Origin of the sequence: Paenibacillus amylolyticus, from assembly GCF_050990605.1 — a bacterium.
Lineage (GTDB): Bacteria > Bacillota > Bacilli > Paenibacillales > Paenibacillaceae > Paenibacillus > Paenibacillus amylolyticus_H.
The window spans coordinates 1318799-1334789 of sequence record NZ_CP158832.1 but is presented as its reverse complement, the minus strand read 5'-3'; the positions used below and the strand labels follow the sequence as shown (position 1 = coordinate 1334789).

Genomic DNA, 15991 nt, shown 5'->3' with positions numbered 1-15991 from the left:
CCGGTTACACTTTCAAAAGAGAGCAAAAGGGAGTCTGTTTTCCCGCAGACTCCCTCCTTCGCCAAGACACAATTTATATATCTATTATATCATAAAAGATCAAATTTGCGCAAAATACTTAGCAAAAAGAAGATAAATTCACAAAAAGTGAACTTATCTTTAGAAATCTGCCCTAAATCGGCTAAAGAAGCGGAGAAAGCATCCGAGAAAGCATTTCTGCGCCTTTTTGCCGTCGTGAACGCTTCTGAAATACCTCCCCATCGATCTGACTGCATTCCCCGAGATCACGTTCAAAGTCAGTGATCAAACGACGAATCGCAGAGGATTCGAACAGGACAGCCGTCAACTCAAAATTGCAAAAAAAACTGCGCATATCCATATTGGCTGTGCCTACCGTTGCAAGCAACTCGTCCACAATCATCACTTTGGCATGTACAAAACCTTTACGATATTGGAAGAACTCAACACCTGCTCGCAGCAACTCTTCCACGTATGAAAGTGACGCCAGATGCACGAGCTTGGAATCGGATTGATAAGGAATGATAATTTTTACATCGACACCACTGACAGCAGCTGTTTTCAGCGCCTCATACAGCGCAGGATCAGGGATAAAATAAGGTGTGGTAATGTAAATCCGGTCACAAGCTACCGAAATAGCGCCAAAACACATTTCCTGAATGGCATCCCAGTCCTGGTCCGGCCCACTGGCCAGAATCTGAATTCGTTCTTCCCCGCTACAGATATGAGGTGGAAATAATTCCGCAAGCTGGGGTTCGGTAATTCGCTCACCGGAAGCCAATTTCCAGTCGTTCAGGAACGTACTTTGCAGGAAATATACGGCATCTCCCTCGATCTGCACATGTGTATCCCGCCAGAAACCAATCTCCGGATATTGCCCAAGATAATCATCACCTACATTAATGCCACCAACGAAGCCGACCCGTCCATCCACAACGACAATTTTACGGTGATTCCGGTAGTTGACTCTTCGGTCAATCGTTGCAATCAGTGGCGGTAGAAAATAATGAAACTCCACACCTGCATCCTGCAGTTTGCGGATAAAATTCCAGCTCATCTTGTGACTGCCGAGACCGTCACAAATAAACCGAACCTTCACGCCCTCCTGTGCCTTGCGAATCATGACATCCTGAAACTTCGTACTGATCACATCATCACGGAAAATGTAAAATTCCACATGCAGATGGTGCTTTGCTTTTTCCATTTCCCTCAGCATTGCCCCAAATGCCTCTTCACCATTTGTGAGCACCGTACTGTGGTTACAACCTGTAATCGGGCTCTCCGACAGATGGGATAACAGGTTAAACAATCGATGCTGGTGGCTGAAACGATCGCCAGGCATCTGTTCGACATCTCCAATGATGTGGGCTTGTTCCCAGATCGTTTCCTTCATTTCACGGAAGATGCGCGATCCACCCTTGCGGAGTTTTTTTCGTTTGTTATAATCCTGCGCCACGAAATAGTACACTACAAAACCGATCAAAGGCACACAGAACAAAATAAACAGCCAAGCCACAGCTTTAGCCGGATTACGAAATTCCAGCAAAAGAATTGTGGCTGCCTGGAAAATAAATACGAATAATATAATGACCAGCCAGAACATTTGGCTTCCTCCTCAAGTGGCAAGCTTCATGACCTTACCTTTCTCTCACCTACACAGCTTTGACGATTATGTATACAGCTAATCATAGATACCCAATGTACCCCCTATTCGTAACGTTTACTTAAATAAAACTTTACATAATCAGACGGAATACTTGATTCTGGAAATTCAAATTTCTACTTCGTACATTGTATATTCTGACTGTGTTACCTTCTACATATCAGATTTATGATGGAGCAGATTCGCTTTGTGACGCCAATCTGCTCATCCCACCTTCCAGACTCTTCCTCATTTCTTTGTCTGGAGGTGGTCTTCTTACGTAAAATTAGATATAATAATCGTTAAAAACTTATTACTTAAAGGAGAACAGTAGTGAATGGACAGTGAGAGGTATGCGTTAAATTTAGTATTGGTTGCGATTTTGATAGGACTTTCGGCGTTTTTTGTGGCAGTGGAATTCGCTCTGGTACGGGTTAGACCGAGCCGGATCGACCAAATGATTGCAGAAGGAAACAAGCGTGCGCTGGCTGTTAAACAAGCCGTTGCCAATCTGGACGGATATTTGTCTGCCTGCCAGCTTGGAATCACGATCACATCTCTGGGACTGGGCTGGCTGGGTGAACCAACGGTAGAGAAGATTCTCCACCCTGTGTTCGCAAGCTTGCAAATTCCTGAGGCGGTTTCTTCATTCTTATCGTTTGTTATCGCGTTTGCTTCCATCACGTATCTGCATGTTGTGGTTGGTGAACTCGCTCCAAAAACGATTGCAATCCGGAAAGCCGAGACTGTTGCACTGCTGACGTCTACACCTATCATCTGGTTTAACCGAATTATGTATCCTTTTATCTGGCTGTTAAACGGCTCAGCGAACCAACTGGTGAAACTGTTTGGAATCAAACCTGCTTCCGAGCATGAAGATGCACACTCCGAAGAAGAGTTACAGATTATTATTAATGAGAGCTTTGAAAGTGGTAAAATCAACCAAGCTGAATTCGGTTATGTAAGTCGAATCTTTGCTTTTGATGAGATGTTAGCCAAAGAAATCATGGTGCCCCGGACCGATATGGTCTGCCTTTATGTGAATAGAACAAACGAGGAAAACCTGGAGATTATTCGTGAAGAGCAATATACCCGTTTTCCAGTAGTTAATGAGAGTAAAGACGATATTATCGGAATCATTAATACGAAACAATTCTTCCTGGAACTTTACGGAAATGATGAACCTGTTGATCTGTCATCCCTGATTCAACCTGTATCCGCTGTTCACGAAACAACTCCTGTGAAGGACTTGCTCAAGAAAATGCAGAAGGATGGCGTGCATATCGCCGTGCTGGTTGATGAATATGGCGGAACTTCCGGAATTGTAACCATCGAGGATGTACTTGAGCAGATTGTTGGTGAGATTCGCGACGAGTTCGACGCAGACGAAGTGGAAGATATTCAAGTCATCAATGAGAACTATGTCATTATGGATGGTAAGGTTTCCTTATCGAAGGTGAACGACATGTTTATGTCCAGCCTGGATGCAGATGAGTGGGACACCATTGGTGGATGGCTCTACAGCCATCGTCCCGAGATGAACGAACAGGAAGAATATGAGTTTGAGAATCTAATCTTTGTTTTGCTGGAAAAAGACAAGAATCGGTTCTACAAAGTGGCCGTTGTTCCCAAGGAACCACTGACCATGTCTGACTACACCGATGAAGACGAGAAAGAATCTAATTGGACTAAATAAAGCAACCTTATATAATAAGAAGAGCACTTGCCTACAGGGGTAAGTGCTCCTCTTTTATATATTATAGGCTCAATGTGTTACTCTTCTCCATGTCATTTTAATACCCACTTCGCAATATCATCGATAATGGCTTTGGAGACATTGGATGGCTCAGCGTACTCTTGACCAATCGAAAGTCCATCATAGCTGGATAACAGATGATTTACCTTTGGATAGCTATTGTACGTTACATTGGAATGACCTTGCAGAGCCGATTGCCAGGTTTGGAACTGATTCATGGACACTTGCACATCATTTTCACCTTGTATAATAAGCATAGGGGAAATTTGTGTTTTAGCCAGTTCTGCAGGTACATAATCTCTCTGCTCAAACCACCAATAAGCAGGTTGAAGTGGAAATGCCTCAGGAAGATGATCTATAGAGTATTGAGGATCTTTGACGATCACAGCAACATTTTTATAAAAATCAGCTTGTTCTTTGATGATCTTCGTGTCTAAACCTAGCCGCTCCATCCGGTTTACCAATTCGTCCTGCTGCTCGATAAGCACATCCGCAAAGCTGCTGCTTGGCGCAGCAAGCAGAATACTCCCTGCAAGATCATGCTGCTTATCGTCAGCAATGATTAACGGCATTGCAAACCCGCCTTGACTATGTCCAGCCACAAAAATGGCTGTAGGATCAATATGTGTATTCTTTTTAAGTAATTCTACTGCATCGTTTACCTGATCTACGCTCTCTTGTTTTAATGTGAATTTAGGCTGAGAAGCGACCTTATAGGTATGCTCATACGTAACCTTATCGTATCTTAGTACAGCAACACCTTGTGAAGCCAACCCTACCGCAAGATCACGGAAAGGCTTCGCCCCACCAATGGCAGCATCTTGATTGCTAGGCCCAGAACCATGTACCAGAATGACAACCGGGAAAGGTCCCTCTCCCTTGGGCAAAGTTAATGTCCCTGGTAAAGCCAAATCCCCCTGACCAACCGTAATGTCTTGTTCTGTATAGGCAGATGGGTTGTCATAGCTTGGTTTTTGATACACATCTGGCGTAGCGGCAGCAATATACAAGTCATCCACAAGTCCGTCATCATTCATTCTGACTGTAATATTCAAACGAGTAAGCGCTGTCTTAAAAGTATAGGTGACATTGCGATGCACTGTGTTATTTTCTACGTGTTTAGTTATGGCTTCACTTGTAATTTTGCCATTTTGCCCTTCTAAAGCTCCCCATAGCTGACTCAACAACGTCGGTGACAACACTCCACTCACAGAGGAATGAACATACTTGGCAGCCTCTTCGCCGTCACCCTTACTTATAAGTGAAATGAATATATCCTCAGGTGCTGATTTCAGTGTCTCGGTAAGAAATCCCCCATCCATAAAGGTAACTCCTTTCGTTAACTGAACAGGATTATCTAAGGATATGGCTTGCCCATTCACCATCGCCTGTTTCTCTCCTACCTTAACTACAATCGTAAGCTCATTTTTTCGTATTGTAATTTCACCTGTTTTTTGTTGCCAAGATACCTCTGCCCCATTCTTTTCTGCAATCTCACGAATAGGAACCAGATTTTCATTCCCAGCGGGTTCTTCAGCAGCTGCTGAGATCGATGTCACTGGCAGGATGAGACATACGAAACTAAGAGACAGGAGTAGCCTTTTCCAATTGGTCATGGTCATATTTCCTCCAAATCATTTTTATAATATGCATAGTCTATGAGCTTTTATTGGCTCAGAACTCTGCTTAAAACAACAATAGCAATAATGAATAACAATAGGACCCAAGATAGTGGACGAGCGAAGTTAATCGTCCAGCCTATGCCATAACGTTTTTCTACGGTAAAAGAAGGATCTTTGGGGTTGAAGTAAATAAAGCCAAGCTTCCAATAATCATCGTCATTCACAGGCTGCTCCTTGGACCGTTCGCGATCTCCCTGATTATTCCTAATTTTTCCACCGCCTTGTCTGCCTGTGAGAGACAACAATATAGCGCCTAATAAGATCGCCACTGAGGTGATCAGACTAATCGCTGTTAACAAGACCTGATTAGGTACGAACATATTTATCTGAATGAAGGCAAACAAGATGGTAAGAAGCAAGCCTGTTATGATCGTAAATAGGGACCACTTACGGCGGAATCGGATATGATCAGCAGCAAATTGGGCAGGATTAGATGGAGTAAGCTGTTGTTTGCTTGTTTTAATACTCCAGTTCACCAGCATCATCAGTGCAATGATTCCTAGCTGTACAAGGTTAATAGCCAGTACCGAAAGGTAGGTTTTGGGCACACTGGAGGTGACATTGCCCTTAAGATCATATTTCATCGGAATGACGTTAGGCAGTGCGTTATAATTCAAGATTGTAATGATTGCAATGGCTACAATAATAGCAATGTGAACGAGAAACCAATAGTTGGAATAGGTGAGTTTATTTTGGCGGAAGGTGGTATCGATTTTAACCCTTTGAGGTGCTTCTACAGTTGTAAGTGTTTCTTTTATCTTTTTCATCTTGAAATGAAATAATATGTGTAGTGCGGCCCAGTACACAATGAATATCATTGTGCACACACCGGTGATCATTGCGGTAGACTCTTCATTGGCAGATCGGAGTACATACAGACAGACAAGAATAATTAACCCGTTTCCGATCAGACTTACTGTAGTAAACGTCCTCCGGAGCTTACGTAAGACTGGTGTGTAGTAATTATATTGACTTACCGTAACTCCAAAGCTGATGGTTTCCCTTGTCACATAAGGTGCAAAGGATAGAAGTAAGGCTAATGGAGCAAAGATTAAAATGATAGGCAATATACTAAATAGTTGCATACATAACACACTCCCTTGATTCTTTATTCTTTGTTGTGACCCATCTTTACATCATCATACATTTGGTCTAAGACCGCAGACAGTTCCTCTTTGGTCATTCCACGACATATCGCTTCGGCAATAATCGGTCTTAATTCTCTTTGCTGCTTTTTCAAAAAATCATCCGTTAAATCAGGCATTCCATCAGGGTTTACCACAACTCCCTTTTGTCTATGAACCAGAATGTACCCGTCTTGCTTGAGTATTGTATAAGCCTTGTTGACTGTATGAAGGTTAACACCGATATCTGCGGCCAAATTCCTAACCGAAGGTAACGCCTCACCTAGCTGTAACTCGCCACTGGCAATGCCTTCAATAATTTGATAAACGAGTTGCGAATAGATGGGAAGTTCAGATTGCATATCCAGTTGAATAATCAAGGGTTCACCTTCTTTTTTGTTATCTGTTATATATCAAGTATAACAACTATAACATAAGTGATCAATAAAAATGAAAATAAAAAAATAAAGCCGCATATCCATCGCGAGGGCACACTTACCTGACCCTTCACCATTGATATGCGGCTTAACCTGTTGAGCTTATCTATGTGATTCAAAAAAAACCGTAGTGTTATCATATGACAGCGTGATATTTTGAATGCCCTTCAAAGTTCAGTTTTATCCTCGACAATCCGATAATGGATTTTGCGAACTATAATTTTCAGGATCATGTATAACGGAATGACAATAATCATCCCCAAGATATTTCCCAGGTCAGCACCCACGAGCAAAAGGATAACGGTAGTCAGTGGATGAATATCAAGCTGCTTGCCATAAACGTAAGGTGAGATCAGGTTATCCTGAATTTGCTGTGCGATCACAATGATCACCAGTGACCAGATCGCCATCGAAGGAGATTCGATAAACGCGACAATGACAACCGGAATAGCTGCCAGCAAAGCACCCACATAAGGGATGAAGTTCAGAATTATGGATACGACGGTCAGCAGCAATGCATAAGGCAAACCTAAGATGAGGAAACCGATGTACATCAGCATTCCCAAGGCTACATTAACAATAACCCGGCCGACGATATAATTGCTTAGTGCTTCATCGATCTCATGGACGGTTTCTTCTCCATCCTTGCGATAATGTCTCGGCAATAACAAGGTTAGATTAGTCCCAAACTTGCTTCCCTCCTTCAGCATGTAATAGAGCATGATCGGGAATGTTGCCAGGATAATAACCAGATTGGATACCACCGAGAATAACCCGGAGACATAATCGGTGACCTGAGTGATTCCTTGGCTCAGATAATCCGATAATCGCGCGAACAGATCGGAGTCCTCCGGCAGATACTTGGAGACAAAACGATTATTCTCAAGTCCAGCCAACTGATCGCTGAGCGAAGCAACCAATGCTGGAGCATTCTCCACAAAATTCATCAGTTGTTCACGCAGGGAAGGCCATACGAGCACACTGAAACCTGCAAGCATTAATGCAATGACGACATAAATAATCAGAACCGACAATGCACGCTTGATCTTGTGCCTTTCCATATAATCGACGAGCGGGCGCAGCAGATAATAGAAAAAACCAGCAATCAGCAGCGGAATGATGATGATGTGAATCAGTGAGGTCAGGGGTCTGAAAATAAAGTTTACTTTATCCCCCAGATACACGATGAGCAGCAGCAGAATAATCGCTGTACATATGCGGTAGAACTTGTTATTTATCAAGAAGCGTGATCCCTCCATGCGCTGCTCTGCCAAAGTGACTGCGGCGTTCATATGTATAACTAGTCAATGACTATGCTACTAATTACCCTTAAATGACAGTCATGCCACAGGCATACTGAATATACCCTTTTTTCTTTCCAAAACAGCATTGGAGCAAAAAAAGAAGCAGGCGTTAGCCTGCCACATCTCTTTTGCTGAATACAACCCAGGAAATCACCATGAAAATAACGTAATACACCGCCAGAACTGCAATGGAGAAACCCAGTGTCATTCCTGCACTTGGACCACCCATTAGCGCAAAATCCGCCCCGGAGGTCATGTATTTGCTAAGATCCATGTTGTTGAATAGAACATACTTGGCCCACTCATAACGGACCGGATTGAATATGAGTGAGAAGATACTCTGTGAGAACATAATGAACAGAGATAATCCTATCGCAAGTGCACCTGAACGAAATACGGAAGACACCATGAAGGCAATTGCAAGTGTAATGAACAGATCAACGTACAAATATCCCCATAATGTCAGAGCATTCGTAGCCGGACTACTGCTTCCTCCTGGAGCATCATGCGAGAAAAGGATATAAGACGTTAGCATGGCCATCGCAATGATTAGCAATGTACTGACAATGCTGAAGCCAACTACGGTCAGGTATTTGGAAGCGAGAACTTTGCTTCGTGACCATGGACGGATCAGCAATAGCTTAATGGTTCCCCAGGTAAATTCGCCCGCGACCGATTCCGCTGCAATCACGACACAGAAGATCGTGTTCAGGAAAAACGTAATCTGGATGGTCGTTACAGCCGCTTCCCAGTACAAAACTTCATTGGACCCCATTCCTTCTCGCAGTAACACTGGCATTAATAGTGAGATCAGCGCCAGAATCGATAACATGATCCAGGTACGGGGACGACGGAAAATTTTCATATTCTCATTCAATATCAGATTACCGAAACTACCCAATACCTCCACCCCCAGTGACTTGCAAGAATTGTTCTTCCAGGGTATGAGTCACGTTACGAATACCATATACCTGAACCCCTTCGCTAACCAGCTTGGCATTGATATCCGGAATCTGTTCACGAGACACCCGTGCCACCAGGACATTGCCCTGTAAGGTAGCACCCTGAATCAGATTCGCGGCGCGTTGTGCATCATTTACTTCAAAAGCAACTTCTATTAATGCATCCGCACCCGTTTCCGCTCGAAGATTCCTTACATCAATCAACTTGCCGTTCTGAATAATAGCGACGGTATCACACATCAATTCCATCTCCGACAGCAAATGGCTGGAGACGAAGACTGTAATGCCTTCCGCTTGAGTGAGCTCACGCAAATAATCCCTTAGTTCCCGTATGCCCTGTGGGTCCAAACCATTGGTCGGCTCATCCAGTACAAGCAGCTTCGGCTTATGTAATATCGCTTGCGCGACACCCAGACGCTGGCGCATGCCCAGTGAATAGGTTTTGACCTTATCATGAATACGAGCCGTAAGCCCCACACGCTCAATCGTTTCCGCTATACGTTCTTTCGTAACACCCGGCGACATGCGAGCAAAGTGAACGAGATTCTGGTACCCGGTCAGAAACTTGTACATTTCCGGATTTTCCACAATAGCTCCTACCTCGGCTATCGCCTTCTCAAATTCATTCTTCACACTGTATCCTGAGATGAAAATGTCACCTTTACTGATGGACATCAGTCCAACCATCATCCGAATTGTTGTTGTTTTCCCCGCGCCATTAGGTCCTAAAAAACCAAAAACCTGCCCCGGAGAAATATCCAGAGTCAGGTCGCTGACCAATGATCGGGAGGATATGATTTTGCTGACGCCCTGAATCCGGACGACCGGCTCCTGCTGCATTCAATCCCCTCCTTCATGGACGAGCACATCATTCATGCCCGTTTCTCATATGAACATAGTGTATCATAATCTTTAGTATATTGTCCCGCAAACTGGAATTTCCCTTGACGTTTTGCTTCAACTACACACGCTTCACAGCATCCAAGCGGCATTTCACTCCGGTAGAATCCGGTGCGAAATACGTGATTGCCTCCATTGCCCTCTTCCTTCATTTCGACAGAGCTTCTAGTGACCGACACAATCATCCCACAACTGACACAGTAAAAGCGGCCCGTTTCGATCAATGATATTCCTTCCCCTCACAAGGAGCTTAGAAGTCCTTGTTATTTGTCGTTAGACGCTGAAAATTGATACATTTTGTATCTACCTCGTAATTTACTTGACACCGCGACTATTGTCAAGGCTTTAGAGCCATAAAAACAAGCAAAACACAAAAAAAGCTCCATAAATGCGACAAAAGTCTCGCATTTACAGAGCTTCATGTTAGGTAAATGATACAATTCGGTGCAACGTATGGGTTAATATCATCATGACGGAGTCCCGATCTCTTTTTACAACGTTGCCAACGATTCCTGATCAGTCACTATTGTCGACCTGCGAGGTATTCTCATGCTTCGAGTCTGGATAATACCACAATAAGGTCCAGTCATCACCATCCTGTACCAGATAACAGGTCTGCACAATATCGAACTGTCCAAACGTGCCTGAGTACGTTTGAGTAACCCGAATTTTGTAGGCTTCAGAGAATGGCTTAACACCATCGATCACGGTTACATCAAACTCGCGCTCCGGCTTTTCCATCTCCAGCTCAAAGGTCTCCACGCCAAAGTGCTGCATAAATATATGTGCTCTGTTCTGTACGTAAGCACTCTTGGGAAACCGATCTTTCATCAGGGGATGAAAGAGTTCCCACGAACTGCCGAAGTCACCCGTCTGCTCATATTTGTAAAACTCTTCGGCAACAGCAGCAGCTTCATCCGATGTATCTGTCTGAAACAAATACGGAATGGTTCTGGCAATCAACCACAGCAATAATACAATGATCGTGATGAACCCGATCTTTTTGAGCAAAGCATTCCGGTTCCTTCTTCGCAGCATGTCCAATCCTCCTTGTCCTACTCCATACTTATGATGGATGACAGACAAGTAGAAGTTGAACGATACATCTAATTTCCTGGGAAATCACTCACTGTGAAGGGAAGTCCGCTTTCCCTTCCTGAACCTTCGGATAATGGACTGAAGTCCTGCATATATGGCAATCCCACAGCATCCGCCGAGCAAGTCTACTCCAACATCACGTATAGAGCTTGTCCGGTCCGGGCTGAACTGCTGAATATACTCATCAAGGGAGGCGATAACGAACACCACAGCCAGAGCAGAAACGATACTGGTCACAAGGGATGTTCTCCTGTATCGCAGCCCGCCGTACACAAGCACGGCGAGCACAGCGTATACAAATAAGTGCGCACTCTTGCGAAAGATGAACTCTGCAAAATCATATGGCCTCTGCTTCAGCGAATACTCATACTCCCCGTAAGTGAATTGCACATCAGGAAGTGTAAAACCGATGTGCAATTTTTGAGACCATTTATGAAGCCAAGGCTGAATGTCTTGCTGTTGAGAGGATTGCGTGGACATGGACCAGATGACCAGAATCCAGATCACAATCAACAGCAGAACAATGAGAAATCCGTACGTTCTTCGTACATGCTTTTGTCTCGTGCGCCTGGAGCCCTCCTCCATCATTTTGATCTTCACCACTTTCATATCTCTCTCGTTATTCTATTGATCCAACGTACATACCTCTGCCATTCGTACCTACATATACCTGACCATAGATTTGACGGTCTGCCGCCATAATTTGCGGTTCATTGCCCAGCCCAATTCCAGTACCTAAAGGACCTATATTGTTCCAAGTGGCCCCCATATCATCTGAACGGAAGAATCCATTCACGTTATTTACGGTGCCATATACATAGACAGCTGGAACCACTTTACCTGGCTTAGCTTTTCCAAAGGCAAATAATTTGGAAGTCTGCACACCCTGGACCTTGGAAAATGTATTTCCCGAATTCGTCGATGCATATAATCCATCGGTTCCCAGACTCACCCATACATGATTCGCCACGCCAGGTGCAGCCTCGACTTTAATGAAGCTTGTATTGATATCCGTATTAATAGGAAGGCGAACCGCATTCGCTTTGGACCAGTTGGCTCCTGCATCCGTAGACCGATACATATAACCGGCAGCATACATATAAAATTTATATCCATTGATGCGATCCGCAGCCAGTGGATGATTATAGGCGAAGACCATATTCCCCCCGATAGCCTGAAAAGGAGCACCATTCATATTTTGCCATGTTGCGCCACGATTCGTGCTTCTGACCGGATTACCGGTCTGGGGGTAATAAACAATTACATTGGGATTGATGGCCGAGTAGGCGACCCTGCCCAGTTTGGAGCCAGCCGGAACATTCATTGGAGTTACGGTAACTCCGTTATTGGTAGAGACAAATAAACGTGTGGTCGTACCATACCAGTCGCTGCTTCCCAGAAATATCATGTAATTCGGATTTGCTTCATGATAGTCAATACTTACAATTTCTCGCATACCCGCGAGCGGAATTTTATTGAGAGGAACATCAGATACATTCTCATGTCTAAATCCGACCTGATCCGTTAAACCACTAAAGAATGAAACACCCTGAGGCGGTGTGGATGCAGTGAGTGCGACGACTTCTTCATGACCATCGGTAATGGCTTCCCAGGTACTCGCAGTACTTCCAGTCAATCCATTGGTACCATTGATGTTGTCTGTCTTGTATACGCCAAACCAGTCTGTAGCATATACGGTGCCCGGCTTATGTGGATCGAAGTTGATACTGGATGTTGCTGAGAAAAACATGTTGGGTGTCCACCATGACGGTTTGGATACCAGCGTTTTGCTCACTGTTGTCCAACTCTGTCCGCCATTAACGGAACGATACAGCGGCAGATTATCTCCGCCTGTTCGAACGGCTGCCAGGATGTGATTATCATTATTGGGATCAATCGTGATTCCATAATAAGATGAGTAACTGGAGCTGGGTGTTATATTCGTCCACTGCACACCATTGAACTTGTAGACGCCTTGATTATCCGTGGTCACATACAACGTGCCGTTCTTCGCCACAGTCATACGGGCAGGATATTCGGGGCTTCTCCCGGTAAGTTGCCAAGTGGTCTGCCCATTGCTTCTTGGTGCTTTGCTATACACACCAATGCCGCGAACCCCCGCATACACAACTTGACCTTGCTTCGTCACGGGATTCAATCCATAAGCTACACTCCGAATTCCCTCACCGGACAGCCCGCTAGGTACATCCCATACCTTGCTCCACGTGGCTGCACCATCACTGGAAGTATACAATCCATCATATCGTGTTCCCACGTGCAGGTAATTGGAGTTCGTGGGATTAACTGCGATGCTCTCTCCCATGGCGCGATGGATATTTCCATTCGATTCATTCCGAAGATTGAGTCCGGTTCGAATCCATGTCTCTCCTCGATCAGTGGATTTCAGAATATCGCTCGGCCCCACATTCCCGTACTTACCTGCCGCGATATACACGATATTGGGGTTTTGCTTATCCAGTGCAATCCCATCCACACCGTACAGATTGCTGTCCTCATCTCCGAAATGATCAAGTAGCGGGACCCAGTCTCCTGAGGCTGCATCCAACCGATAGGCTCCTCCTACGTCAGTTCGAGCGTAAACCAGATCAGGCTCAGTCGGATGAATGACCACCCCCGTAACGTACCCCCCACCACCAATAGGTATATTCTTCCATTGATAGTTTTGAGCTGATTGAACATAACTTGTACTTGCCGGTATCATGAGCATATACATGAGTAGCACAATCAGGGATAATTTCAATAGCCTGGAGATACGCATCTGGTTCACCGCCCTATCCGATCATTTTGAATGTTCTTCAATCATCTGATGTATCCTGTCTCGTTCCGACTGTTCCACGATATAGTAATACACTCCATCTATTTTCTTGCCCGTGCCTTTAATCTCAACGGATTCAATATGGTCCAGTACCGAACGATAATTGGAGAACATCTGCTTCATCTCATCAAAGGTAACGTCGGTTCTGACGTGAGCACTGACTTCGTCCAGCAGCGTCTCCAGTTGCAACACGTTGGATACCTGGACCGTATTATTCAGCACTTGTTTGATGATCTCCCGCTGACGGTCATTCCGCCCGAGATCTCCCTTCGGATCATCATAACGCATCCGCGAAAATCCCAAAGCAGCTTCACCATCCAGATGAATATTCCCTTGCTCGAACCGATAACCCTCATAGTCAAATGCAAACGGGTTATTCACATCCACTCCACCCACCATGTCGATGACCTGTGCAAAGCCCTCCATATTCACTTTCATGTAGTAGTGTATGGGAACGCCGAGCAATTGTTCCACGGTCTGCACAGACATGTTAACGCCGCCAAAAGCGTAAGCATGATTGATCTTATCCTCCGTACCGTGACCAACAATATTCGTTCTGGTATCTCGGGGGATGTTAAACATAAGTGCGGATTGTTTCGCCGGATTAACACTTAATACAATCATGGTGTCGGAGCGCCCCCGATCATTGGAACGTTCATCCACACCCAGGATCAAAGCATTAAAAGGTTCTTCCTTCTCCATGTCCACAGGGAAATCTCCTCCGCCCCGCTGGTCTACGATAGATACCTGCTTGATGGGTTCCCGGGGTTCATACATTTGATCCGCCGCTGATTTAACATGCGAATACAGATACACAGAATATCCAATCATGACAACTGCAACAAGGGAAATGGCACCTAATGTTATTTTGATCCCGCGTCTCATGGTATGGCCTCCGTTAGATGACTGCTGTTTTTCTACCATCGATATTGGTTAGACCTGGACGACCAACGGAGTAGTATTGGAAGGATGTATCTTTAATCTGATCTTCTCCGTAGATGTTTCTTCCATCAATCAGAATGGGTTGATTCATATGCGCTGCCAAATCAGTCAGGTTAACCTCCATGAACTCTTTCCATTCCGTCAGAACACAGAGTGCATCAGCACCTTCCGCGGCTTTCATGGCACGCTCTTCCCACGTAATGGATGGGGAATCCACCTCTTTGCGGAAGTTCTCGGTAGCGATGGGGTCATACGCCCGAATCACTGCCCCCTGCTCAAGCAAACGCTGAATGATCTCAATCGCCGGAGCATCACGAACGTCATCGGTATCCGGTTTGAAAGCGAGCCCCCAGATGGCAATCTCCTTCCCTTCGAGTGAGCCTAGTGCGTCTTCCAGTTTACGAATGACGTTGAAGCGTTGATCTTTATTCACTTCCACCACGGACTTCAGCAGTTTGAAGTCATAATCCACATTACCTGCAATTTGAATCAGAGCCTGTGTATCCTTAGGGAAACAGGAACCTCCGTAACCAATGCCTGCCTTGAGAAAGGAGGCACCGATTCGTCTGTCATAGCCCATGCCTTCGGCAACGCGGCTGACATCGGCTCCTACTTTTTCACAGATGTTAGAGATTTCGTTGATAAATGAGATCTTGGTTGCCAGGAAAGCGTTGGATGCATATTTAATCATTTCGGCCGAGCGAATATCCGTAACAATAATCTGATCGGTTAATGGCTGATGCAGCTCCTTCAACGTGGCGACTGCCCGCTCACTATGTGTCCCAATGACTATCCGGTCAGGATAGAGCGTATCCTGTACAGCGGTACCTTCTCGAAGGAACTCCGGTACCGATGCCATGTCGAATGGATGATTGGTCAAACTGCTGATCCATTCCTGAATACGATCGTTGGTTCCGACAGGAACAGTGCTTTTAGTCATTATTATTTTATAATTATCCATATAAGAACCTATTTCTCGTGCGACAAGCTCAATGAAGCTCAGATTCGCTTCGCCATTGGGCAGGGATGGTGTACCCACCGCGATAATGATGATATCCGAACGGCTGATAGCATCCTGAATGTTGGTGGTGAAGGACAGCCTTCCTGCTTTCATATTGGCATTCATGATATCCTTTAGACCCGGTTCATAGATCGGAACATGACCGTCCAATAACATATTCACTTTTTCCACATTGTTGTCGACACAGATCACGTTATTTCCCAGTTCCGAAAAACATACGCCCGATACCAAACCCACATACCCTGTGCCAATCACCGTAATATTCATCC

14 protein-coding genes are annotated in these 15991 nt (G+C 44.9%); 1 reads left to right on the top strand and 13 read right to left on the bottom strand.

All coding sequences use genetic code 11. The annotated features are described in order from the left end of the window. Positions 1-181: 181 nt before the first annotated feature. Positions 182-1621, bottom strand: coding sequence for a cardiolipin synthase (gene cls / locus ABTV53_RS05925; protein ID WP_433751599.1), 1440 nt, complete (start codon positions 1619-1621; stop codon positions 182-184). Between the two features lie 376 nt (positions 1622-1997). On the opposite strand from cls, the gene ABTV53_RS05920 reads away from it, so the two are divergent. Continuing rightward, positions 1998-3356 (top strand): hemolysin family protein, encoded by a 1359-nt coding sequence (locus ABTV53_RS05920; RefSeq protein WP_433751597.1) that lies wholly within the window; start codon positions 1998-2000, stop codon positions 3354-3356. 92 nt (positions 3357-3448) lie between these two features. Here the strand turns inward: ABTV53_RS05920 and ABTV53_RS05915 are convergent, their stop codons facing one another. The 12 genes from ABTV53_RS05915 to ABTV53_RS05860 all read right to left on the bottom strand — a co-directional run bounded on the left by ABTV53_RS05915 (position 3449) and on the right by ABTV53_RS05860 (position 15989). Further along, complete coding sequence (locus ABTV53_RS05915) at positions 3449-5032, bottom strand: alpha/beta hydrolase family protein (RefSeq protein WP_433751596.1); 1584 nt, start codon at positions 5030-5032, stop codon at positions 3449-3451. Positions 5033-5082: 50 nt separating this feature from the next. Next, positions 5083-6183: a DUF1648 domain-containing protein gene (locus ABTV53_RS05910; RefSeq protein WP_433751594.1), complete on the bottom strand. Its 1101-nt coding sequence runs from the start codon at positions 6181-6183 to the stop codon at positions 5083-5085. A gap of 23 nt (positions 6184-6206) precedes the next feature. Next, the gene (locus ABTV53_RS05905) at positions 6207-6602 is read right to left on the bottom strand and encodes a GntR family transcriptional regulator (protein ID WP_253431596.1); all 396 of its coding nucleotides are present in this window, start codon (positions 6600-6602) and stop codon (positions 6207-6209) included. Between the two features lie 224 nt (positions 6603-6826). Further along, positions 6827-7900: an AI-2E family transporter gene (locus ABTV53_RS05900; protein ID WP_433751592.1), complete on the bottom strand. Its 1074-nt coding sequence runs from the start codon at positions 7898-7900 to the stop codon at positions 6827-6829. A 172-nt stretch (positions 7901-8072) separates the two neighbouring features. Next, the gene (locus ABTV53_RS05895; RefSeq protein ID WP_036668933.1) at positions 8073-8864 is read right to left on the bottom strand and encodes an ABC transporter permease; all 792 of its coding nucleotides are present in this window, start codon (positions 8862-8864) and stop codon (positions 8073-8075) included. Continuing rightward, entirely contained in the window at positions 8857-9765 is a 909-nt protein-coding gene (locus tag ABTV53_RS05890) for an ABC transporter ATP-binding protein (RefSeq protein ID WP_433751590.1), read from the bottom strand. The genes ABTV53_RS05895 and ABTV53_RS05890 overlap by 8 nt, the downstream gene beginning before the upstream one ends. A 32-nt stretch (positions 9766-9797) precedes the next feature. Then, on the bottom strand, positions 9798-10049 hold the full coding sequence (locus ABTV53_RS05885) for a hypothetical protein (protein ID WP_433751589.1): 252 nt from the start codon (positions 10047-10049) through the stop codon (positions 9798-9800). 292 nt (positions 10050-10341) lie between these two features. After that, positions 10342-10863: a hypothetical protein gene (locus ABTV53_RS05880; RefSeq protein WP_433751587.1), complete on the bottom strand. Its 522-nt coding sequence runs from the start codon at positions 10861-10863 to the stop codon at positions 10342-10344. A gap of 84 nt (positions 10864-10947) precedes the next feature. After that, positions 10948-11532, bottom strand: a complete 585-nt coding sequence (locus tag ABTV53_RS05875; protein ID WP_433751585.1) for a VanZ family protein — start codon at positions 11530-11532, stop codon at positions 10948-10950. A 10-nt stretch (positions 11533-11542) separates the two neighbouring features. Then, positions 11543-13702, bottom strand: coding sequence for a hypothetical protein (locus ABTV53_RS05870; RefSeq protein WP_433751583.1), 2160 nt, complete (start codon positions 13700-13702; stop codon positions 11543-11545). 21 nt (positions 13703-13723) lie between these two features. Next, positions 13724-14644 (bottom strand): LCP family protein, encoded by a 921-nt coding sequence (locus ABTV53_RS05865; RefSeq protein ID WP_433751582.1) that lies wholly within the window; start codon positions 14642-14644, stop codon positions 13724-13726. Between the two features lie 13 nt (positions 14645-14657). Next, a complete protein-coding gene (locus ABTV53_RS05860; RefSeq protein WP_339299763.1) occupies positions 14658-15989 on the bottom strand; it encodes a UDP-glucose dehydrogenase family protein in 1332 nt (443 codons plus the stop codon). Between the last annotated feature and the right edge of the window lie 2 nt (positions 15990-15991).